The sequence below is a fragment of the Sporosarcina siberiensis genome (genome assembly GCF_042681925.1).
In the GTDB taxonomy this organism is placed as follows: Bacteria; Bacillota; Bacilli; order Bacillales_A; family Planococcaceae; genus Sporosarcina; species Sporosarcina siberiensis.
In genome coordinates, this window is the sequence record NZ_JBHUGI010000027.1 from 108,409 (window position 1) to 130,562 (window position 22,154).

At 36.9% G+C, this 22,154-nt stretch carries 21 protein-coding genes; 9 read left to right on the forward strand and 12 right to left on the reverse strand.

Going from position 1 to position 22,154, the window contains the following annotated elements; all coding sequences use genetic code 11:
- Window positions 1–54 precede the first annotated feature (54 nt).
- The 3 genes from ACFSFY_RS10585 to ACFSFY_RS10595 all read right to left on the reverse strand — a co-directional run bounded on the left by ACFSFY_RS10585 (window position 55) and on the right by ACFSFY_RS10595 (window position 4,473).
- Complete coding sequence (locus ACFSFY_RS10585) at window positions 55–1,176, reverse strand: NAD(P)/FAD-dependent oxidoreductase (RefSeq protein ID WP_381537893.1); 1,122 nt, start codon at window positions 1,174–1,176, stop codon at window positions 55–57.
- Window positions 1,177–1,352: 176 nt separating this feature from the next.
- Window positions 1,353–2,819 (reverse strand): alanine/glycine:cation symporter family protein, encoded by a 1,467-nt coding sequence (locus ACFSFY_RS10590; RefSeq protein ID WP_381537895.1) that lies wholly within the window; start codon window positions 2,817–2,819, stop codon window positions 1,353–1,355.
- A gap of 271 nt (window positions 2,820–3,090) precedes the next feature.
- Complete coding sequence (locus tag ACFSFY_RS10595; RefSeq protein WP_381537897.1) at window positions 3,091–4,473, reverse strand: S-layer homology domain-containing protein; 1,383 nt, start codon at window positions 4,471–4,473, stop codon at window positions 3,091–3,093.
- A 177-nt stretch (window positions 4,474–4,650) separates the two neighbouring features.
- Here ACFSFY_RS10595 and ACFSFY_RS10600 point away from each other — a divergent pair, with 177 nt between their 5' ends.
- The 4 genes from ACFSFY_RS10600 to msrB all read left to right on the forward strand — a co-directional run bounded on the left by ACFSFY_RS10600 (window position 4,651) and on the right by msrB (window position 7,883).
- A complete protein-coding gene (locus ACFSFY_RS10600; RefSeq protein WP_381537899.1) occupies window positions 4,651–5,895 on the forward strand; it encodes an MBL fold metallo-hydrolase in 1,245 nt (414 codons plus the stop codon).
- 3 nt (window positions 5,896–5,898) lie between these two features.
- On the forward strand, window positions 5,899–6,162 hold the full coding sequence (locus ACFSFY_RS10605) for a DUF3006 family protein (protein WP_381537901.1): 264 nt from the start codon (window positions 5,899–5,901) through the stop codon (window positions 6,160–6,162).
- A gap of 85 nt (window positions 6,163–6,247) precedes the next feature.
- Complete coding sequence (locus ACFSFY_RS10610; RefSeq protein ID WP_381537903.1) at window positions 6,248–6,763, forward strand: redoxin domain-containing protein; 516 nt, start codon at window positions 6,248–6,250, stop codon at window positions 6,761–6,763.
- 16 nt (window positions 6,764–6,779) lie between these two features.
- The gene (gene msrB, locus ACFSFY_RS10615) at window positions 6,780–7,883 is read left to right on the forward strand and encodes a peptide-methionine (R)-S-oxide reductase MsrB (RefSeq protein ID WP_381537904.1); all 1,104 of its coding nucleotides are present in this window, start codon (window positions 6,780–6,782) and stop codon (window positions 7,881–7,883) included.
- Window positions 7,884–7,928: 45 nt separating this feature from the next.
- Here msrB and ACFSFY_RS10620 read toward each other — a convergent pair whose 3' ends face one another.
- Together ACFSFY_RS10620 and argH are read right to left on the reverse strand one after the other, a co-directional pair.
- Window positions 7,929–8,636, reverse strand: coding sequence for a gamma-glutamyl-gamma-aminobutyrate hydrolase family protein (locus tag ACFSFY_RS10620; protein WP_381537906.1), 708 nt, complete (start codon window positions 8,634–8,636; stop codon window positions 7,929–7,931).
- 160 nt (window positions 8,637–8,796) lie between these two features.
- Window positions 8,797–10,116 carry an argininosuccinate lyase gene (gene argH / locus ACFSFY_RS10625; RefSeq protein WP_381537907.1) on the reverse strand — a complete coding sequence of 440 codons (1,320 nt, stop codon included), beginning with the start codon at window positions 10,114–10,116 and terminating at the stop codon, window positions 8,797–8,799.
- A 200-nt stretch (window positions 10,117–10,316) separates the two neighbouring features.
- Between argH and ACFSFY_RS10630 the strand changes: the two genes are divergently transcribed.
- Window positions 10,317–10,898 carry a branched-chain amino acid aminotransferase gene (locus tag ACFSFY_RS10630; protein WP_381537909.1) on the forward strand — a complete coding sequence of 194 codons (582 nt, stop codon included), beginning with the start codon at window positions 10,317–10,319 and terminating at the stop codon, window positions 10,896–10,898.
- Between the two features lie 14 nt (window positions 10,899–10,912).
- Window positions 10,913–11,854: a TRM11 family SAM-dependent methyltransferase gene (locus ACFSFY_RS10635; RefSeq protein ID WP_381537910.1), complete on the forward strand. Its 942-nt coding sequence runs from the start codon at window positions 10,913–10,915 to the stop codon at window positions 11,852–11,854.
- A 239-nt stretch (window positions 11,855–12,093) separates the two neighbouring features.
- Here ACFSFY_RS10635 and ACFSFY_RS10640 read toward each other — a convergent pair whose 3' ends face one another.
- Complete coding sequence (locus ACFSFY_RS10640; RefSeq protein WP_381537913.1) at window positions 12,094–13,461, reverse strand: S-layer homology domain-containing protein; 1,368 nt, start codon at window positions 13,459–13,461, stop codon at window positions 12,094–12,096.
- Between the two features lie 450 nt (window positions 13,462–13,911).
- Window positions 13,912–15,297 carry a leucyl aminopeptidase family protein gene (locus ACFSFY_RS10645; RefSeq protein WP_381537915.1) on the reverse strand — a complete coding sequence of 462 codons (1,386 nt, stop codon included), beginning with the start codon at window positions 15,295–15,297 and terminating at the stop codon, window positions 13,912–13,914.
- Window positions 15,298–15,576: 279 nt separating this feature from the next.
- Here ACFSFY_RS10645 and ACFSFY_RS10650 point away from each other — a divergent pair, with 279 nt between their 5' ends.
- From ACFSFY_RS10650 to ACFSFY_RS10660, 3 genes are all read left to right on the forward strand, one after another.
- The gene (locus tag ACFSFY_RS10650) at window positions 15,577–16,038 is read left to right on the forward strand and encodes a YaiI/YqxD family protein (RefSeq protein WP_381537916.1); all 462 of its coding nucleotides are present in this window, start codon (window positions 15,577–15,579) and stop codon (window positions 16,036–16,038) included.
- Between the two features lie 414 nt (window positions 16,039–16,452).
- The gene (locus ACFSFY_RS10655) at window positions 16,453–17,532 is read left to right on the forward strand and encodes a type III polyketide synthase (protein ID WP_381537917.1); all 1,080 of its coding nucleotides are present in this window, start codon (window positions 16,453–16,455) and stop codon (window positions 17,530–17,532) included.
- Window positions 17,533–17,543: 11 nt separating this feature from the next.
- A complete protein-coding gene (locus tag ACFSFY_RS10660; protein ID WP_381537919.1) occupies window positions 17,544–18,074 on the forward strand; it encodes an isoprenylcysteine carboxyl methyltransferase family protein in 531 nt (176 codons plus the stop codon).
- A gap of 41 nt (window positions 18,075–18,115) precedes the next feature.
- On the opposite strand, the gene ACFSFY_RS10665 is transcribed toward ACFSFY_RS10660, so the two are convergent.
- From ACFSFY_RS10665 to ACFSFY_RS10685, 5 genes are all read right to left on the reverse strand, one after another.
- The gene (locus ACFSFY_RS10665) at window positions 18,116–18,706 is read right to left on the reverse strand and encodes a thermonuclease family protein (protein ID WP_381537921.1); all 591 of its coding nucleotides are present in this window, start codon (window positions 18,704–18,706) and stop codon (window positions 18,116–18,118) included.
- A 20-nt stretch (window positions 18,707–18,726) separates the two neighbouring features.
- Window positions 18,727–19,080 carry a fluoride efflux transporter FluC gene (locus tag ACFSFY_RS10670; RefSeq protein WP_381537922.1) on the reverse strand — a complete coding sequence of 118 codons (354 nt, stop codon included), beginning with the start codon at window positions 19,078–19,080 and terminating at the stop codon, window positions 18,727–18,729.
- Complete coding sequence (locus ACFSFY_RS10675; protein ID WP_381537924.1) at window positions 19,080–19,460, reverse strand: fluoride efflux transporter FluC; 381 nt, start codon at window positions 19,458–19,460, stop codon at window positions 19,080–19,082. Before ACFSFY_RS10675 ends, ACFSFY_RS10670 begins: the two co-directional genes overlap by 1 nt.
- Complete coding sequence (locus tag ACFSFY_RS10680; protein ID WP_381537926.1) at window positions 19,460–21,607, reverse strand: ATP-dependent helicase; 2,148 nt, start codon at window positions 21,605–21,607, stop codon at window positions 19,460–19,462. Before ACFSFY_RS10680 ends, ACFSFY_RS10675 begins: the two co-directional genes overlap by 1 nt.
- Before the next feature lie 135 nt (window positions 21,608–21,742).
- Window positions 21,743–21,931 (reverse strand): hypothetical protein, encoded by a 189-nt coding sequence (locus ACFSFY_RS10685; RefSeq protein ID WP_381537928.1) that lies wholly within the window; start codon window positions 21,929–21,931, stop codon window positions 21,743–21,745.
- Window positions 21,932–22,154 lie beyond the last annotated feature (223 nt).

Here is a 22,154-nt window from a genome sequence, read left to right on the forward strand (position 1 = left end):
TTAAAAATAATGATTTTAAAAGTAGGCATTTTTTAATTTATAAAATTAAGATTCTTAATCCTGTCGAATTGCGCCGGAAACTGGATAAAGATCTAAATCAATTTCAACTTGTTGACCTAACACAAGTTTCGCTAGTTGTTCACCCAAAAATGGACCTACTGTCAATCCGGATGCACCAAGTCCGTTAGCAAGGAGCATCCCTTTAACATTTGGAACCTCACCAATAATCGGTAGAAAGTTTGGAGTGATTGGTCGAAAACCAACGCGCGTTTCAATAAATTCACTATCCACTAACCCTGGCGCCACAGCTAGTGCTTTATCTAGAACCTCATGTAACCCACCCGCTGTAACTCTTCCATCAAACTCCATACCATCTTCATGTGTTGCTCCAACGATTACTTTTCCATCATCGAATGCCAAAATATATTGATCGTTCGGTGGGATTACGACAGGCCATTCCTCTGTCACTTCATCGCTTAATTGAAGGTGGACTATCTGGGCTTTCTGTCCACTAACTTCCAGATGTATACCGAGTGGTTTCAATAATTCGGAAGCCCAAGCACCCGCAGTTACTAGAACACAATCCGCTGGATAAAACTCTTTTTCTAGTCGTACACCCGTTACGATACTATCCTCATACTCTAACTCAGCAGACCCCTTTACAAAGAGCGCGCCATGCTTTTCAGCTGCATTTACTAAAGCCTGCCGTAATGCACGACCATTCACACGTGCTGCTCCGCTGATATAAACAGATTCGAAATCATTTAATAATGGCGGAAATAATGCAGATGTGTCAGTTGAAGTGAGCTTTTCAATAACACCTATTTCGGGTGCATCTAAGCGTCTTGTTATCGCTCGCTCTTTCATCTTCTCAAGTTTTCCTGCATCCTTTTGCACACTGATCGCACCTACTTGCCGATACCCTGTTTCGGTTTCTCCATCCTCTTTTAGCTGTTCGATTAGTGAAGTATAGTAAGCAGCTCCACTTTTTGCAAGTGCATACCAAGCTTTGTTTCTTCGCTGAGACAACCACGGACATATGATTCCTGCTGCTGCATCCGTTGCTCTTCCTGGTTCTTCTCTATCTATAACTGTGACGCTTACCCCAGACTTCGCCAATTGATATGCCGCAGATGTTCCTAATATCCCAGCACCAATAATAATGTATTGTTTCATTGCTAACACCTATTCCTTCGGAGAGTTTCACTGAATAAAGACATCCCCATAAAAGGTATATCTATATTTGTTTGTACTGTCAATTATTCATCATTAAAAGTTCTTTTTCAAGCTAATGATTTTGACACAGTAAAAAAATCAACTCCAGATATAAATGGAGTTGATTTTAGATTAGTTTATTTTAATTTATCCTTTTTTAATTTATCTTCATAAAAAACGCTGAAATTGGGATCGACTGTTCCAATATTCATGTAGCGCGCTTTGTAATCGCGAAGTAGTTCAAAAAACTTTTTGCTTAAAAATAGTAATACAACTAAGTTCACGAATGTCGGAATAGCTGTCGTGATGTCTGCAAAATACCAAACTGCTTTTCCTGGAAGATCATAGTATACTGCATAAATTACCATCAATGAACCTGGTATCGGATATAGCCACTTAAATAATGTAAGAATTTTATATTTCAGGGTGATTTTCTTTTCATTATTAAACATATGCCTCAACAAAATTTCATAATACGTATACCATCCGGTAGAGGTTGTAAGTCCAAAAAGGAAAATGGATATTGTAATAATATATCTTCCAAATTGACCAATTCCGATTTCAAATGCGGATAATGTTAATGTTGCACCGTCAAGTCCCGAAGACCATGCACCCGTAATAATAATTGTTAAAGCAGTAATCGTACAAACAATCATTGTATCCACAAACACCTCGACCGTACCCCACATGCCTTGTTTAATGGGATGAGTCGTTTGAGCTGTTGAGTGAATCATAGGTGAAGTTCCCCAACCTGCTTCGTTACTATATACTGCACGAGCGACACCCATCCGAATTACCTGCGCAATAACTGCCCCAGTAAATCCGCCAACAGCTGCCATTCCTCCAAATGCACTATTGAAAATCAAAGCGAAAGCAGGAATGATTTCAGTGTAGTTTTTGAAGATAATAAATAATCCTGCGAGTACGTAAAATATGCACATAAACGGTACGAGTCTTGAAGCAATCTCCCCAATTCTCTTAATTCCACCATAGATGATAATATATATAACTGTTAAGAACATTAAAGAAGCTGGAATCATTCCAATATTAAATGTGGAGCTTATCGATTCAGAAATTGTATAGTTTTGCAATGTAATAAAAAATGTAGTAAATATACCAAATCCAAATAGAATTGCAGGTACTTTCCAAAACTTAAAATTCTTTTCTTCTCCAAGCCCTTTTTCCATATAGTACGTCGGGCCACCATATGGATCGCCTTTTTCATCAGTATTTCGATAATAAACAGATAATGTCACTTCTACAGTCTTCGTCATCATACTAAGAAGAGCTGTAATCCACATCCATAAGACAGCACCTGGTCCCCCGATTGCAATTGCCGTTGCAACACCGCCAATATTACCAACCCCAACACTTCCACCAATTGCAGTACTTACGGCTTGAAAGGGTGTTAAGATACCTTTCGTATTTGCATTTTTATCTTTTTTCGCAAAAACCTTTCCGAAGGTTTCTTTAAAGATATGCGGTAAAAAGCCGAATTGAAATAATTTACTTCCGATTGTAAAATACAAACCTACAAACAGTACGGTAAAAATCAGCGGCAACCCCCATAACCACCCAACAATCGTTTCAAGCATTTGGTCCATATTCATCCCCCTCGCATTTTATATTATTTCCAAATAGGGCTGCCCTTTCGTAGAACAGTATATTCGGAGTAAATCATATAATATAAATATGTGAGTAGTACGTTTATAAGAACAAGCTCTATTGTTTTTTGTGAAAAATACCTTTTATATAGAAACAAATCAATTATTTATACATTTGTAATTAATCCATTACAATTTCCGATCTTTATTTATAGAAAAACAGCTTTGTACTTCTATTTCAGAAGTACAAAGCTGTTTTTAAAGTATGATTTTAATCAACAAGTACAAAATTCACGAACATTTTTGCGGCTTGCCCACGTGTTGCTGCTTTACTTGGCATATACATTCCATTAGAACCATTTGCAATTTTGTACTCATAAACAAATGTGATGGCATTCTTTGTTTCTGCATCGTATTGATCAATATCCGAGAATGGTGCATGTTCTCCAGCTGTATATTGATGACCTAAAATAAATTCATATGTCCGTTTCATCATCAATGCAAGTTGTGCACGTGTTACGCTTTTACTTGGATTGAATTGATCATTTGGTTTTACAATTCCAAATTCTACCGCAGCCGCAATTTCAGCTTGCGTTTCTTTTGCGTAATTTGAAATATCCGTAAAGTTGGCTTGTTTGTCCGTTTCTAGTTCAAGTGCTCGCACAATGATAGACGCCGCTTGAACACGTGTCAATTTTGCATTTGGTTTAAACGTTCCATCTTTGTATCCGTTCACTAACCCCATTTCTGCAGACATCAAGATGAAATCTTTAAATTCACTCGACTCAATATCATTGAAAGGTACGGGACTTTCTTCTGGATACTCTGGTTCAGTGACAGGAATCCATGGATAATTTTTTAAAACCGATTGAATAAATAATTCGCCTATTACTTTATATCCGGCTTCACTTAAATGAATATTTTGAGGGTTCGGCAGGTTCACTTTAAAATCCGCTGCGATTGCATCTGCAGTTGGTATAAAAAATGTGTTTGCATCAGCACTCCCTTGATTGATAGATCCATTTAAACCTATAAGCAATTGATTTATTTGTGGCTGAACCTTATCAGCTAGATATGGAAATGAATTGTAATACCCCATAACATATACTTGTGCAGTAGGGTTGATTTTTCGAATTTCAGTTAGGATTGAATAATAATCCTTTCCGACTTGTACAATCGATGCTTTAAGATTTGCCTCATCAATTTCAAGCGCTTGTGTTTCCGTATTGATATTAAGATGTTTTAATACATCGTTTGCACCCGCTGTAATTGTAATAATTTCTGCAGATTCAATAGATGCGTGAAGTTCGACATTCAGCTCTTCATATCCTTCGCCCATGACCGGCTTTACTGCATTGTCTTGTATATCTGTTAATACTTCTGCTACTGTATAACCCGGAAATGAGAAACCCTTGTTAAATGACAACAATGCGTTTTCCGATTTCAATGACTCTGCTAAAAAATCCGCATAGCTCTTCCCAGGTGTGTTATCCGAGTTAATGCCATAAGCAAGCGAATCTCCAAGTGCCAAATAATCAACTTGAATTGAGTTCGATACAGTTTCATCTGCTAGTGAATATAAAGGAACAGTAATGAGTTGTAGCACTAGTGCTATTATAAAAAGTAGTTGAAATTTCCCCTTTGATTTAAACATTATTTCCCTCCCCGACTTTTATAATTCTAGGTAAACTTCACTGTTCCTCTTTTTCCAATCCCGAAACAGAAGACTAATAATTCAGAATACCACACCTTTTATTTTACCCATGTTAGTATTTAATTACAAGTTATTCTTGCAGATTCATAGAAACTATTTAGAGTTAGGAGCATAAAAATGCGGTACAAATTATTCACCTATTTATACATATTGGTAGGACTTTTATTTTTATCTGGATGCGGCACTGGAAACATTGAAACTACTATAGAAACTGATGCATCCTCCAAAGACGAGATAACCACTAATTTGGAGTCTCCAGAAATCATAGAAAATCCCTCTAAGGATGATAAAGTAGAAGTACTTGAAATAGACCCGCTACTTTCAAAAATGACAGTACATTACATTGACGTAGGACAGGCCGATGCCACATTACTTGAATTTAACGATGGAAATGAAGAGTATAAAATGCTTATAGACACTGGAAATTGGAGCTCCTCTGATGTCGTTTCTTATCTTCACACACAAAACATTAAAGACATCGATATTATCGCTATCACACATCCTCATGCGGATCATATAGGACAATTAGATCAAGTTATCAATGAGTTTAATGTGGATGAAGTATGGATGAATGGAGAAGTAGTAAATTCACAAATTTTCGCCGCGTCAATCGCTGCTATTAAAATCAATGATGTGGATTACTACGAGCCTCAGGTAGATGACGTCTTTGACATTGGACCCGTTGAAGTTTCAATCCTTCATCCAAACACTTTATTACGTAGTACAAATGACAACTCTCTTGTTCTTAGAATACAATACGGAGAAATCATATTTTTATTTACAGGAGATGCCGAACGACAAGCTGAAAATGAAATGGTTAGTATAGGTGTCAACTTAAAGGCACATATTTTACAAGTAGGTCATCATGGATCAAGTACTTCTTCAACGGAGAGGTTTCTGCAAGCTGTTGACCCCGAAACTGCTATTTATTCGGCTGGTGCTGGAAATTCATACGGACACCCAAATCTTGAAACAATTGAACGTATCGAAGCAAGTGGTACACACCTATATGGGACCGATGTTCATGGAACGATACTAGTAGAAACAGATGGAAAAACGTATACTGTCCTTACGAGTAAACAAGGAACAATTCAACATCATTCTCCAACCGGTTCAGATGAAGATAATGAGGCAGAAGATATTACTTACACAGAGACAAAACCCACAAGTTCATGTATAGACATAAACACAGCTTCTGATGCAGAGATTCAATCTATTATCCATATTGGAACTTCCCGCCATTTGGATTTAATAAACTTACGTCCTTTTAATTCTGTTGATGACCTTTCTAAAATTAAGGGAATTGGACCTGCACGTATTAAAGACATTATTGCGCAAGGCTTTGCGTGCACAGGAGGTTAAAAGATGCATTCTGCATATTTAGATCGATTCACTGATAACAATAGGGCTCTTCTACTTATTGAAGAGCTCAAAAAAGAACTTTTATTGGATAAATCACAACTTCCATCTGAAAGTGTTGTTGGTACGTGGTTTTTGGTGGAAATACATAATGATATAATAACTAACATCACAATCGACTCGAGTAAAACTAATTTAATGGAACAAGAAATTGGTAATCGTATGGAACGATTGAAATCGACTAAGAAAAGTCGGTTTAAACGAAATTAACTGTTAGAGGGACAGAGCCTATGTACTTGCTCTAGTCTCTCTATTTTTTATATACTGAATTAACAATAGATGGGAGATGGAAAGTATGAAGAAAAACAAACTAACATTATTTTTATTTACTTTAATCTCCGTCGTATTCCTTTTTGCTTGTGGAAATTCCAATTCTTCAATTACAAACAAAGGTGACCAAGCACCTATGTTTGTAATTGAAGATTTAGCTGGTAACCAAATCGCCCTTGAAGATCTTGCAGGCGAAAAAGTATATATAAAATATTGGGCTTCCTGGTGTTCGATATGTCTGGCTGGCCTTGATGAACTTAACACATTAGCAGCTCAAGAGAATGATTTTAAAATACTCACGATTGTGAGCCCGGATTTCAAAGGTGAGAAATCAGCATCTAAATTCAGTAAGTGGTATCCGAAATTATCAGCCGACAATCTCACTGTTTTACTAGATATGGATGGTAAATGGGCAAAGCAATTTGGTATTCTTGCCTATCCTACTTCATACTTCATTGGATCTGATGGAATTCTTGCCAAGACAACAATTGGCCATGTGCCTAATGAAACAATCATTAAAGATTTCGAAACCATTAACTAAGGGAGGAATATCATCAATGAAGAAATTCTATTTTCTTGGAATGACTGTATCCCTTTTACTGATTCTCTCTGCCTGTTCATCTTCAAACTCGTCTACAACTGCCGCCAGCTCAAATGAAGATAGCGAAGTAGCTATAGAAAACCCCAATGAGATTGTAGATTATTCGACTAGTAATTTAGAAAAAGTCTATTTTGCTGGTGGTTGCTTTTGGGGTGTTGAAGCTTATATGGAACGCATTTACGGAGTCGCAGATGCCACTTCCGGTTATGCCAATGGCGAAGGAGAAAACCCTACCTATAACGAGGTAATTCGAGGTAATCGAGGATTTGCAGAAACAGTAGAAGTTTCTTATGATCCAGAACGCGTTTCACTCTCTAAACTATTGACAAGCTTCTTTAAAGTTATCGATCCAACAATACTCAATCAACAAGGTAATGACAAAGGAGTTCAGTATCGTACTGGAATTTATTACATTAACGATGCGGACTCTTCAATAATCGCAGATGCTGTCAAGGTTGAGCAAGATTATTACGATGATCCAATAGTCACTGAAGTTCTACCCTTAGAAAATTATTTCCTTGCTGAAGAAGAACATCAAGACTATTTAAAGAAAAATCCAAATGGGTATTGCCATATTGATTTAAGCATATTAGATGATGATGTAAATATCGATCCATCGATGTATGAAAGACCAAGCGACAAAGATATCAAAAGTAAGTTAACAGAGGACCAATATAAAGTTGCTGTGCTCAATGATACGGAGAACGCTTACTCTAATGAGTATTGGGACACTTATGATTCGGGAATTTATGTCGACATCGTAACGGGCGAACCCTTATTCACAAATCGAGACAAATACGATTCACAATGCGGTTGGCCAAGTTTCACACAAGCAATTATTCCTGAAGTCGTTACGTACCATGAAGATTCGAGTTTTTCCATGATTCGGACTGAAGTTCGAAGTCGTGCAGGAGATATCCATTTAGGTCATGTGTTTGACGATGGACCAAAAGACCGTGGCGGAAAAAGATATTGCATTAACAGTGCGTCTATTCTCTTCATTCCTCTAGAAGATATGGAGCAAAAAGGATATGGCACTTTAATTCATATCGCTGAATAAAAATCAAAAAACCAGTAACCTTAATCGGCTACTGGTTTTTTGATTTTATTTTTCGGTACATGCTTCTATAAATCTTTCGAATAAACGTAGAGATACAGCATCTCCCGAATTCGATAAAATTTCTGGGTGCCATTGAACACCTATAACAAAACGGTGTTCGGTACTCTCTAGCGACTCAATAATTCCATCACTTGCTTTACCATTAATGATTAGCGGCATTGGTACATCCTTTACCGATTGATGGTGATAGGAATTGACTGTGATTTTATCGGTTTCAGCAATCTTTTCAAATAAACTTCCTTTAGTAATTTGTACATAATGAGATTTGTAATCGTTTGGTGCATTTTGAATATGCTGAAGTAATGTACCTTCATTTTGTGCGTATAAGTCTTGATAGATATTTCCACCAACAGCAACATTCAGTACTTGCATCCCTCTACAAATACCAAAAATCGGTTTATCTAGTTTCAGCATTTCACGTACAAGATCAATTTCAATCGCATCACGGCCCGGCGAAACTTCACCTAATTTTTGAAGCGGTTCTTCATCGAAGAGCAATGGACTAATATCGTTTCCCCCTGATGCTAGCAAACCGTCAAGCATCGCTGCGATTTGCGAAATATCTTCTTCAATTCCAACCGGAATAATAAGCGGTAAGCCGCCTGCACGTTTTACTGCTTTCACATATTCATAATTTAGAACGTGATTGTAATTCTTTTCAGTATCTGTTGTTATTCCAATAATTGGTTTCACTAAAAATCCCTCTTCTCATTCTACTACTTTATGTATTTAGCATTCCTATATATAATACACGAAATTTATAGATTATTGTATACTTTATTACAAAGTTGGCAACTAATGTGTATAAAAATGACCCGATAAGCTTTCTAAATCGGGTCATTATCTTATTTATTCACTTCTTAAGTAATCCTTTGTTTCCTTTAGTGATAATATTTTCATAATCAATATACGGATATATATCGGAGCCGATCTGATCACTAAACTTCGCAAACTCATCTATTGTTAGGTCTTCAATTGCTTTATTCTCTTTTTCGCAATAAATGATAAGCAGTCCAACGATTCCATGCGCATCCCGGAAAGCCGTACCTTTACTAACCAAATAATCCGCTACTTCAGTTGCATTCAAGAATCCAGCTTTAATCGCAGCCTTCATATTATCTTCATTTACGTGAAGTGTTTCAATCATTTTAGCCATAATTTCAAGACAGTCCATTACTGTGTCGAGTGAATCAAAGAATTGCTCTTTATCCTCCTGCATGTCTTTATTATAAGCAAGCGGCAATCCTTTCATAGTCGTTAATAGCGAAAATAATGAGCCATACACACGCCCTGTTTTCCCTCGAATCAATTCAGCAGCATCTGGATTTTTCTTTTGCGGCATAATGCTACTACCTGTCGAGTATGCGTCTGCCATTTTAATGAAATTGAACTCTTGGCTGCTCCATATAATAAGTTCTTCACTTAATCTGCTTAGGTGCATCATTGTAATTGAGAAATTCGACATTAATTCTAATAAATAATCACGGTCACTTACACCGTCCAAAAAATTATCTACTGGCTTAGAAAACCCAAGAAGTTCGGTAGTTACATTTCTGTCGATATTATGTGTAGTACCGGCTAAAGCGCCACAACCAAGCGGATTTTCATCCATTAGCTCAATTGCATTTTCAACACGTTTTTTATCACGTGTAAACATCTGTACATACGCACCAAGATGATGACTAAACGTAACAACTTGTGCACGCTGTAAATGTGTATAACCCGGCATGATCACGTTGTTTTCCGCAGCTTTTTTATTGAGAGAATCGATAAGTAATTGAAGAGAATCACATACTTCACTCGCTTTGTTTTTCGCATATAATCTCATATCCACTGCAACTTGGTCATTTCGGCTTCTTGCTGTATGTAGCTTTTTACCCGTTTCACCAACTCTTTCCGTTAAATTCATTTCAACGAAAGAATGAATATCTTCATATTCACCTTCTACTTTTAAGTCTCCGCTTTCTATATCGATTAAAATGGACTGTAGGCCATTTACAAGCAGTTCACCCTCTTCAGGTGTTAGTAAATCACAATGTACAAGCATCGTTACATGTGCCAAACTGCCAACAATATCCTCATGATAAAGTCTATAATCCACAGGTAATGATGTGTTAAACTTCTCCATTATTTCGTCTTCACGGTTTGTAAATCTTCCGCCCCAAAGTTTCATCTATGCGTCATCTCCTTTTCCTCATTCTCTATAAACAGAAAGCAGTAAATATTCCGTTCAAAAGAATCACTTCTATACATACTAACAAATGTACATTCACTGTAGCAATAAAACACACATTAACTAATTTCTAGGTAGAAAATGAAAGCCATAATCAACACAATACGCTATACTACTTATAGTGAAGGAGTGACGTAAACATGTTAAAAAAGAAGCTTGAAACCTATATAATGGACAACGCAGTTGATCATACAATCGAATTGCCAGATGTGGTGAAACTTTATGCGGAACAACATCTTTTACTACCGGATAATATCGCAGTTGAAGTGAACGACATTCGATACGATGTTATCGAATTATGCAACAAAGAGACAGAAGAAGTGATTCGTACAGAAACTGCTGAATTCTTGAATGAATCAATGACTTATTTAAAGAAAAACCGTGATGAATTTATTTTCTTGGAATCGAAGTCATTTGAATTGGCACGCATTGATGCTGTTGCACTAGAACTAGATGATGTATTCGAAACGTACACTGCATTATTCGGCTTAAAAGTACAAAAGAAATTCGGGCCGGATTTCAAACAATATCTTGATGAGCATTTAAATGGAGATGGCGTAAAATACAGTGTGAGTTTTTCTGATGCGGATGGTTTATGGGATGTAAATTTCGCGTTGGATTATATGAAAGGGTTCGATGAAGACATTTCTATTAATAAAATTGTGGAATTGATGTATAGCTTTGTTTACAACATGATCGAAGCTTTAGAGGATGCACAGTGAAGGATGGGAAATGAGTGAGCAACACCGAATTTATATACACATATGTTCAACACAGTGACGAACATGAGTTATGCCAATTAGAAATGCGTTCTTTCTTTGGGAAGGACTCTTTTACAAATGTCTTGAAAAGTACGATTAAAGTCGACCCAAGTCGCAGCCCTTTCATGAAAGAACGTCTGGAAGTTTTATATGAATCCGATAGTTGGACAGGTCTTTTAGATAAAGTGAAAAATTTCACTGTGGATGAATTCACTTTTAAAGTGGTTTGTTTAAACACAATGGCGATTCATTCGACAGTAAAGATTGATCACCCTGAACGTAGAAAACTTGAGCGTGAAATCGGATTATGCATTACTGGAAATCCTGAATTAGTAGACCCCGAAATTATATTTGGTTTCCTGACTTATGATAATAAGTGGTATTTTGGAAAGTATGTTGAAAGCGAATCGATTTGGTTCCAACATCAAAATAAACCTCACAGCTATTCAACCTCTTTAAACACTCGTGTTGCGAGAGCTGTTGCGAATATTGCAGCGCCTAATCCGGCTGGTGTTAAGGTAATTGACCCTTGTTGTGGAATTGGTACTGTTCTCGTTGAAGCTCTTTCGATGGGTATTGATATTGTCGGTCGTGATATTAACCCACTTGTAATCGAACCTGTGAAAGAAAACTTTGCGTATTTCAATTTGGTTGGAGATGTTCAGGCTGGGCCGATTGCGGAGATTGAAGAATATTATGACGTGGCAATTATTGACATGCCTTATAATATTTTTTCAAAAACAACACCTGAAGCTCAATATGAAATATTAATACATGGACGGCGAATTGCGAAAAAGGTAATTATCGTTTCAATTGAAACCATTGACCAAGTGATTGAGGAGATCGGTTTTACAATCGTAGACAGATGTCTTGCGAAAAAAGGATTATTTGTAAGACAAGTTCTTGTTTGCGAATGAAATAAGCACTAAATAGTAGATGAAAAAGGGCTTAACTTTTACTAACCTGGTCAGTTCTCTGGTACGAATAGCCAAATAAAGCACGAAATAGATCGCTAATTCGTATTTGAATTAGCGGTCTTTTTCTAGATATGGCTCTAAAGGCTTCAATCATTGGCCAAAGTTCCTTAGCAAGATTTCGCAAGCTCCTTACCGCTTCTTTAGTATCTATGATTTCAAGAATTGGTCTTCTACTAAATCTATTTTTCTTCATACATGATTACAAATTCCATATCTTTATCTAGCTTTATTGAGTCTATATCTTTGGAGCATTTTCCACCTTTACATTCTTTTGAAGTAATTTTCCACTCGTATTTGTCGTTATTTTTCATACCTTCATATGAATCTATGACCCGCCCATCCTTTGTTTGTTTTAAGATGATCTTTGGGTCACTGAATTTATTATTTTTGTCTATTTCTTCCCCCAAAGTTTTAGAGTCTGTATTAGCTAACCAGGCTTGGCCGTATTCACCAATATCTACTTTTATCATATGAAAGGGTTCAAGTGAGCCATAGCCATATCCTTTAGCAAAGTCTCTACCGATTTCGTACAACAGCTCCAGACTATCTTTGTTTACGACTGGTTTTTCACTACCAAATACCGTAAACTGAACAACATCTCTTTCTGGAAGGTAACTTGGCAACATACTCTTTCCATTATTATCTGTTCCTACCATAGAAATTGAACTTTTGCTCCCAATGATCTTATGAATTGCTCCTCCACCTGGCAATTTTTTATTATATGAATATACTTGTTCATATCCTGTATCTTCAATCAACTTTGCCCCACTTGGAACGTAAATCGGTTTAACCAAATCGTTTGGGTCACGGGGACAAGTGTTAACTCCAGGACCATAAACCCCTACAACACAATCTTTATCAGGCTTCGGCTCAGGTTTAGGTTCAGGCTTCGGTTCAGGTTTCGGTTTTGGAATCGGCGGTGCAACAAAGTCTTCATCAATGTTGAGTAAGCGATGTAAAAACACCGCATAATGCGCACGACTTACAGGCTCGTTCGGGTTAAAGTACCCATTATCGCCTGTCGTAACCCCATTGGAATACAAGGCCCGTACATAGTTACTACCCCAATGGTTTGTCGGTACATCTGGGAAATCATATTCTGCTTTAATCTTTAAATCAAAAGCATTGACCAAGATTTTAGCCATTTGCACCCGCGTTAATGATGCATTTGGATTATAATTACCATTACTTCCGTCTACAATCCCTGCACGTTGAATTTTTTGGATAATTTCATAATACGCATGGTTCTTCGGAACGTCTTTAAACTCCACCGCATCTCGAATCGGTTCTAACGTAATCGCACGATCTAATAGTGAAGCAACATGCATGCGAGAAATAGCTTGTCTTGGTCGGAACGTGGCGTCTTCATACCCGTTGATGATACCTTCTTTCTGCATTTTCATAATCACTTCATAATTAGAATGGCTTTTAGTCACATCTGTAAATTCTTGAAACGTTTCTTTTATCTCTTTCGCTTGAACTGGTACAACTATCGCCAGAATCGCCAACGCAGCTGCCATCATCGTTAAAAACAACTTGATTCTCATAACTTCCATCTCCCCTTTATCTTTAATTTTATTACTTTTCGTATTTTTCAGTACTTCTGATATTAATAATTCACCATACTTTTCGCCTATCCCTATCAATTACTACTCAATTATTCATCTTCTATTTAATTGGAATATACTTTATTAAATAATATAATAGGATTTCTTCTCTACAACTCCCTCTTTCTCCTATATCGTCAATATTTTCCCTTAGTTTAAGAAATAATTCCGTAAATTATCCCGTTTTTGGAACAAGCATGTCCCCACTATATGATATATTCATAAAGTATGAAAGGTTTTATTTTTTTGAAGTTTTTGCATACAGACAACATTGTTTTGACCTTCACATCCATTCTCAGTTTCTATACTACAAATATCTATATATTTCCTTAACAATAAAAGCACCGCAAAATGCGATGCTCGTTTATACTCTAATTCAATTTAAATGGTTTATTTTGAAATACGTGTTGTATAATCAGCCAATAGTCTTGCTCCGTATCCCGTTGCTGATTTCGCGTAGTAGCCGGAATCCTTGCTCTTATCCATTACTCCCGCCATATCTACATGCAACCACTTGCTTCCTTTTGGTACGAAACGACGTAAGAATAAACCAGCAGTGATTGAACCTGCTACACTTAGTGAACTAATGTTATTCATGTCCGCGTAATCACTGTCCAATGAACTGTCATAAGCTTCTACTAAAGGCATTGGCCAGTTGAAATCACCATTGATATCGCCGACCTTTTTCATAATAGCCGATAATTCTTCATCTCCAAATACGCCACCAAGTTCTGTTCCAAGAGCTGCCACAACTGCTCCTGTTAATGTAGCAATATTTACGATGTACTCAGCATTCCATTCACCAGCACGGATGAGCGCATCAGCCAAAATCAGACGACCTTCTGCATCGGTATTTCCAACTTGAACCGTTAACCCATTTTTGTAATGAATGACTTCACCAGGAAGAACTGAAGTGTTATCAGCCGCATTTTCGACAATCGGAATGAGAACGACAACATTTACTTTAGCTTTCATTTTCGCAAGTAATGTTAGGGCACCTGAAACCGCTGCCGCCCCACCCATGTCCATTCTCATATCGCTTAAGTCTTTACCGCTCTTCAAGCTGATACCGCCCGTATCGAACGTAACGCCTTTACCAACTAAGGCAACAAGTGGTTTCGACTCGTCTCCTTTGTAAACAAGCTCAACGAATGTTGGTGGATACATACTTCCACGGCCAACAGTTAAAACTCCGTTCATTTCCATTTCTTCTAGTTTCTTTTTATCCAACACATTTACTTCAACATTAAGATCCTTAAAGTTTTCTTTTAATACTTCTGGAAAAGTTGTTGGATTTAGTACATTGGAAACTTCATTCATCAAGTCACGTGAGAATGAAGTAGCTTCTGCACGAATCTTCCCTTCATTCAAAAAGGCAGTTATATCTGTACCTGTTACTTCCAATTCAGTACGAAATGGAGTCACGCTGGGTTTGTACTTTGCAAACTGATATGCTCCGAGATCCCACCCTTCAACAAATGCAGTTAGGACGCTCCCCTTTTCTAACTCACTGTAAGCTGCTGTTAGAACATCGTCTGAAATGCTCGCGCCATTAACTTTGCGTTTACCTAAATCACGTGAGATATTTCCGGCAGTTGCACGTACTTTTTCTAATGTTAGCGGTGTCTTCTTACTTTCTTTAATAACTATGTAATGCACATCGCCTACAACGATCGAACAATGCCCACCTGCACTATTTTCAACAAATTCTTTTACAGTATCATTTTGCGTAATAACCACGTTATTTTCAAGAATAATTTCTACTTTATTAGTCATTTTTTTATTCCCCCAATTAGTTAGTTGACAAATTCTTATCTAAAGATTGTCTATACTCAGTGTATCATGAGTTGTGTTTCTTAACTTAAATGGGCTTTTAATTTGAAATGTATACTTCTCGCATTGATTCCACAAAGAGGTTATTCATTCGCGTCTTTCGTTATACGCATATTTTCTAGTTTTTTAAACAAAATAAGACTTTTCATTTATGAAAAGGCAAGAACATAGACGTTCCAGGTTTGCTATACTTGGATTAGATACGGAAGAGGAGGCTGCTTTGTGACGACAATTCTAATCGACGCCGATGCGTGTCCTGTTGTTAGTGAAACCATTCAAATTTCAAAGCAATTCAATTTTGACTGTATTCTAATATGCGATACAGCACACGAGATGCATCGCGAAGGTGCAGAAACGATAATTGTTTCAAAAGGTGCGGATGCAGTGGATTTTGTACTTGTAAATAAAGTCAAAAAAGGCGATATCGTTGTCACCCAAGACTACGGATTAGCTGCAATGGTACTTGCTAAACAAGGCCATCCCATTGATCAAAATGGACGATTGTATACCAACGATAATATTGACCAATTGCTCTATGCACGCCATAAAGCACAAAAAGTTCGGATGGCAGGTGGAAGGTTACGTGGGCCTAAAAAACGTTCGAAAGTAAATAATGAGACCTTTGAAATTAGCTTGAAAGAATTATGCGAGAAAATTTCTGTAAATAATGAAGACCAATCCTAATCGTTTTAGTAAACATCAGCATTACCCTATTTTTAATGGGGTGAGGCTGATGTCTTTTTCGATTAAACATGAAGATTTTCGAAACTTCGCAATGTTTTCACCAAACCTCACAACGTTTCCGTACAACTTCGCAACGCTTTTACCAAACCTCGCAACATTTAGAAAACCTTACAACGTTCTGATCAAACATCACAACGTTTCCCGTAAACTTCACAACGTCGCGACCAAACTTCACAACGTTTCACAAAAACTTCACAACGCTGCTCACATATCAAATGCATTCATGAATTTTTTCATATTTTATTCATTGTAAACGTATTATAAATGAAGCGATATAGGGACATGCATAAAGTAAAATGTTTGTATAATTCAATTCAGGGTTATATATAAATAGTATGACTATGGAGGTAGCCAATGCCGAAAATTGTATCGGTTAGTATATGTAAACCACTTCATGAAGTAAAACAGGAGCAGGCGACTGAATTAACGCGTGCTCTATTTAGCGAAAAATTCGACAACATTGAACGCCTACTAAAAGTATTTTCAAATGGAGACATTGAAACAAGAAATGTATGCATGCCTATTGAATGGTTCGAAAAAGATCATGATTTTGAAGAACGAAACAGTCTCTATATTCACCATGCCGTTGATTATAGTGTGAAAGCTATTGAAAAATGCCTTAACGATACACCATTTCTTGATAAAGCGGTACATCCGTCTGAAATAGATGCAATCTTCTTTATTTCAAGCACTGGTATTTCTACGCCGAGTATTGAGGCACGAATCATGAATCTACTGCCGTTTCGTGACGATACTAAAAGAATTCCTATTTGGGGCCTTGGCTGTGCAGGTGGTGCTGCTGGAATCAGTAGAGCCTATGAATACTGCCTTGCATTTCCCGAACAAAATGTTCTTGTCGTTTCCGTAGAATTATGCAGTTTAACGTTTCAAAAAGATGATTATTCAAAAAGTAATTTAGTTGGAGTATCGTTATTTTCGGATGGCATTGCTTGTGCGCTAATTACAGGAAATCAATCTCATATTCAGAGCAATCAACCTGTTCCAAAAATCATAGCGACTACTTCAAAACTAATGCCTGATTCAGAAGGCGTCATGGGTTGGGATGTTAAAAACACTGGTCTATATGTTGTTTTCTCGAAAAACATTCCAACTATAATTACAAAATGGCTTGGGCCATTTGTACATGAGTTTGTTTCCAAGCACGATCTTTCAACAAATGATATTGAACATTTTGTAGCACATCCCGGCGGTAAAAAAGTACTTGAATCCTATGAAGAGTCGCTAGGTTTTGATCATACAAAAACGGATATATCTCGTTCCATATTAAGAGAAAACGGGAATATGTCTTCCCCTACAATCCTTTATGTTCTCCAACGATTCATGGATAGCAATCCCAAAGTTGGAGACTATGGATTGATGGCTGCACTTGGCCCAGGATTTTGTGGTGAACTTTTGCTATTGAAATGGGAATGAGGTAGATATGCATGCTTTTCACCTTACTAATAACATTCGTTATTGTTCAACGCCTGTTTGAATTATTTGTAGCAAAACGAAATGAGAAGTGGATGCTCAGCCGCGGGGCATATGAAGTTGGAGCTCTGCATTATCCTGTAATGGTTGCTATGCATATCGGTTTTTTTGTCACTCTTATTTTAGAAGTACTCATTTTGGATAGACCATTATCTTCTATTTGGATTCCGTTATTGTCCTTATTCATCTTTGCCCAGATCATTCGTTTTTGGTGTCTGTTTTCACTAGGTAAGTACTGGAATACTAAAATCATTATTTTACCAGGTGCAGATGTTGTTCGAAAAGGACCTTACCGCTTTTTTCGTCATCCAAATTATTTGATAGTAACGATTGAATTACTGGTCTTGCCTCTCATTTTCAATGCATTTGGGACGTTATTCATTTATTTTATATTAAATATATGGATGTTATCCATTCGTATACCTGTAGAGGAAAGAGCACTTAGAGAAGCAACCAACTACAGCCAACTCTTTTCGTTAAAATGAAAAAACTAGATTCACCATTTTGAATTGGTGAATCTAGTTTTTTATTTTTCTGAATATGTCTCACTATCAAAACCGCGATTCGTTACATAATCTTCGAGCGTCCATATTCCAATCCCATTTTTCTTAGCTCTCTCCTCCGCCTTCTTATACGAATCTAGATGACGTGTATTTGGCGGGTAAACGTACCCAACACGCGCCAGTCCTTCTTCAATAAGCTTCTCCTGAATACTTTCACCATCTATGTATACATAAGCCAGAAGACGTCCGTATTTATCCACTCGTTCACCGATATCAAATTCGATTTCCAGTTTTCCACTGTTCATCAATTCCTGATTACGATCTTTTGCTTGTTGGCCAAATGGTTGTTTTCCCAACTGCGGATGATTTGTTTCTGGAGTGTCGATCAGTAAATAACGAAGATTTTGTTCTTTTCCTTCATATCTAACTTTTATCGTGTCACCGTCAATTGTTTTTACCAGCTCTACAGGAACTAATCCTGAACGGCTTGGCTCTTCTATAACCTCTTCTGAAAAAAATGTGTTGTACAGAAAGCTCCCTACTAATAAAAGAATAAGTAAAGCGACTGACTGTATCGGTTTTTTCTTCATTGCTGATTTATTTTTCTTAGTCATTTTATTTCAATCCTTTATATTTAAGATAATATCCAATATCCTAGACCCGTCAGCAAAAGTCCACCGCAATATGTCGCAACCAAATAAAGTGCTGCACTTTTCTTTTTATTACTTTCCCACATTTCAATAATCTCTTTGTTCAAAGTAGAAAAGGTCGTAAGTGCACCTGCTAGTCCTGACGCATAAAAGAATACCCAAGTCCTGGATAATTCTGATCCGAATACAACTCCAATGAGAAGTGCACCTGTTAAATTGATAAGTAACGTGCCGACTGGAATAACCTTAATCTTATTGAGACGTCGTGATAGTATATAACGAATGATGGCCCCTAAAAAACCACCTGACCCTATTGCTACTAAGTCAAGAATGTTCATTAAACCACCCACTTTCGAACGGTATAAAATCCAAGCTTACCTGCAAAGAGCCCACCAATAATTGTTGTTCCCACATATAAAAGGGCTGTTAACATTTGTTCATTTTCAACGAGTAAAATAGTTTCAATACTAAAAGCTGAGAATGTCGTAAATGAGCCAATAAAGCCGATTGTAATGATTTCTTCAAGTTCCTTACTCACTTGAAATTTACTGAATATAATTCCTACAAAACAACATAATAAAAATGTCCCTATCATATTCACACTAAAAGTGCCCCATGGAAATCCTACCCCAGAATTGTCCATCATAAGATGTCCAATTGTCGTTCGTGTAATTGCACCGACAGCTCCAGCAAAACCAATCCATACCAGCTTCTTCACTATACTATCCGTTCAAGAATACGGTATTTCAAAATGGTTTCAAGATCCAACACTTTTTCCATTTTATCAAATTGAATGGTGATTTTATCGTCTTGAATAGATATAATTTTGCCTATTCCAAACACACGGTGCCTGATATTTGTTCCGACAGGAAGCCCTGCAACATCACCAATACCGCTCATATTTATTGGAACTCCTAATTTGGATGTGGGTATTTTCTCTGAATCATTTGCCACCTTTGTTGGCTTTAAAAGCAATCCTCGTATCTCATTCAAAAACTTTGAATCTTCCTTCGTTTTTCCTTCATCGTTTCGGTAAGAAAGCAATTCCAGATTTTGTTTTGCACGTGTCATCCCAACATAAAATAATCGGCGGGCCTCTTCCAATAAACGAACATCTGATTCATCATCTTCTGAAGGTATGATTCCATTTTGTAAATCAATCATAAACACTCTTCTAAACTCAAGTCCTTTTGCGCTGTGCAAAGTTGAGAGTGTCACTGCATTTTCCGCAGGATTATATTTTGCGTTTTGAACCGCTTCTTCTAATTCTTTCAGTCTTGTTGCAAATTCTACCATGGTCCGAACTTGAGATGCGATTTCTTCAAGTGTATCTAGAATTCCAAGCAAGTGATCTATGCGGAACCCAAATTTCTCTGCTCTACTCCTAAGCCCGGCTTCATAACCAAGCTCATTCCGAATGATTCGAATAACTTGTGCAGGCCGCTGATCAGGGATAGATTCATAAATCGTCTTATACTCAGTCAATTTTTGGACTTGATTTGTTCTAAGTTCAATTGTCTGAGCAAATGCATCAAATACATTTCCAGTTGTATTTGCAGAATTAAACTCTCTTAACATATTGTTTGATACAAAAAGATTCATTTTCATAATAATTTTTGAAAATACATCTTTGCGTTCTGTGTTAAAGCTAAGTCTCATGAAATTCAATATGTCTTCTACTATCCAATGCGTAAAAAATTTATCGTCCGCGTCTTTCATATAAAAAGGAATTCCACGTCTGTGTAATTCACTTACATATCTTGTGGAAGATGAGTTATTTCGAAAAAGAATTGCGACTTCATTTAAGTTTGTTTCTCCTAGTAATTCGTATGTTACATACTCAAGCTGTCTTTTGGGATCATCCAATTGTTTAATTGTTATAGGAGCAACAGAAGCATTTTCTGTATACATGTCCTTTGGATAACGATTTTTGTTTCGTTTAATGAATTTCGCCGTTGTTTCAACAATCTCTTTAGATGAACGGTAATTTCGTTCCATCATCAAAACTTGCGCATCGGGATAAACGCTTTTGAAATTCAGTAGATAATCGGGTTCAGCACCTCTCCATGTGTAAATGGATTGATCATCGTCCGCAACCACACAGACATTGCCATGTCGGCTCGCTAAATGTTCAACGATTCTATGTTGTACAAATGAGGTGTCTTGACTCTCATCTGTAAGTAAATAATCGTATTTCATACGGAATTGATCACAAAGATCTTCGTCCAGTCTAAGTGCTTCTTCAGCAATCGTTAACATATCATCAAAATCTAGAAGGAGATGGCCAACTTGCTGAGATTTGTATTGTTCATACTTTTTGGCGATAAGCCCTGCTTTATCTACAGGACCTTTTAAACTTTCCCACTTTTCAGGAAGAAGCATTTTATTTTTAATGGAACTAATGAAAGTGGAAAGGGATGAGAGTTCATCGTCTGTACAATCATCTTTATGTACTTCTTTATAAATTCCTTTCAGTAAAAACGACTTATTTATTTTTTGCCTAGCTTGACCTTCTATTAATTCATAAGTGGTTCCTGTTTTCTCTAAATATGTACGTGCAATCTTAAATGCAAGACTGTGAATTGTAGAGAAGCCGACAGGTGTACTGTCGGGAAAAAATCGTTTAAAACGCTCAGCCATATCTTGAGCTGATGCACGACTGAATGTAATTGCCTTAATGCGATTTGGATTAACTTTTTTCTCCTCTATTAAATACCCAATTCGCATAATCATCGTAGTCGTTTTACCTGATCCAGGACAAGCGAGAAGGAGCAATGGACCTTCTGTTTGTACTACTGCTTTCTTTTGAACATCATTTAAATCAATACCTAACTCTATCTTTTTACGCTTAAAAAATTCAGTCATCATTTGTAACTCCTTTAACAAAACAAAATACCGATTTTATTCTTTCATCTATTTGATATCTTTAATTTACCATAAGAAGTTCAGCTTCCAAAGAAAAACCTCTACACAGTTGTTGTGTAGAGGCTCGGGTTTCAGTTAAAATCCACCCGTTTCCAACTTATCGTTTTTCAAATCTGCTTGGCCTTTCCCGCCGCCAGTATACTCGGTCGATGCAACTACATTTGTCATGCGTTCTTCATGCGAAAATTCTTCACTCATCTCTTTCGTTCGTTTTTTACGATCCTCCTTTTTTCTTTCTGAAGTTTCTCTAGGATCTAATGACATATCATTCACTCCTTCACGTATATGGACTAAAGACAGTATGCCCCAAATTAAATGCAATAAGTCATTTATTGAATACTAGTATAGCTAGGACATACCGATGATTAAGTATCAAAAAACCATCGCATCATTGTTCTGATAGATGCGATGGTCTTCATTCTTAATCTTATGTTTCATATTCTTTTTTATAACCATTTTCGACTAATTCTTCTACAGTTGAAAAAAC

Excerpts from the sequence above, each read along its gene's own strand:
- ACFSFY_RS10585 (WP_381537893.1), bottom strand. The coding sequence starts at position 1,176 with ATGAAACAATACATTATTATTGGTGCTGGGATATTAGGAACATCTGCG.
- ACFSFY_RS10590 (WP_381537895.1), bottom strand. The coding sequence starts at position 2,819 with ATGGACCAAATGCTTGAAACGATTGTTGGGTGGTTATGGGGGTTGCCG.
- ACFSFY_RS10595 (WP_381537897.1), bottom strand. The coding sequence starts at position 4,473 with ATGTTTAAATCAAAGGGGAAATTTCAACTACTTTTTATAATAGCACTA.
- ACFSFY_RS10600 (WP_381537899.1), top strand. The coding sequence starts at position 4,651 with ATGCGGTACAAATTATTCACCTATTTATACATATTGGTAGGACTTTTA.
- ACFSFY_RS10605 (WP_381537901.1), top strand. The coding sequence starts at position 5,899 with ATGCATTCTGCATATTTAGATCGATTCACTGATAACAATAGGGCTCTT.
- ACFSFY_RS10610 (WP_381537903.1), top strand. The coding sequence starts at position 6,248 with ATGAAGAAAAACAAACTAACATTATTTTTATTTACTTTAATCTCCGTC.
- msrB (WP_381537904.1), top strand. The coding sequence starts at position 6,780 with ATGAAGAAATTCTATTTTCTTGGAATGACTGTATCCCTTTTACTGATT.
- argH (WP_381537907.1), bottom strand. The coding sequence starts at position 10,116 with ATGAAACTTTGGGGCGGAAGATTTACAAACCGTGAAGACGAAATAATG.
- ACFSFY_RS10630 (WP_381537909.1), top strand. The coding sequence starts at position 10,317 with ATGTTAAAAAAGAAGCTTGAAACCTATATAATGGACAACGCAGTTGAT.
- ACFSFY_RS10640 (WP_381537913.1), bottom strand. The coding sequence starts at position 13,461 with ATGAGAATCAAGTTGTTTTTAACGATGATGGCAGCTGCGTTGGCGATT.
- ACFSFY_RS10645 (WP_381537915.1), bottom strand. The coding sequence starts at position 15,297 with ATGACTAATAAAGTAGAAATTATTCTTGAAAATAACGTGGTTATTACG.
- ACFSFY_RS10655 (WP_381537917.1), top strand. The coding sequence starts at position 16,453 with ATGCCGAAAATTGTATCGGTTAGTATATGTAAACCACTTCATGAAGTA.
- ACFSFY_RS10660 (WP_381537919.1), top strand. The coding sequence starts at position 17,544 with ATGCTTTTCACCTTACTAATAACATTCGTTATTGTTCAACGCCTGTTT.
- ACFSFY_RS10665 (WP_381537921.1), bottom strand. The coding sequence starts at position 18,706 with ATGACTAAGAAAAATAAATCAGCAATGAAGAAAAAACCGATACAGTCA.
- ACFSFY_RS10670 (WP_381537922.1), bottom strand. The coding sequence starts at position 19,080 with ATGAACATTCTTGACTTAGTAGCAATAGGGTCAGGTGGTTTTTTAGGG.
- ACFSFY_RS10680 (WP_381537926.1), bottom strand. The coding sequence starts at position 21,607 with ATGACTGAATTTTTTAAGCGTAAAAAGATAGAGTTAGGTATTGATTTA.
- ACFSFY_RS10685 (WP_381537928.1), bottom strand. The coding sequence starts at position 21,931 with ATGTCATTAGATCCTAGAGAAACTTCAGAAAGAAAAAAGGAGGATCGT.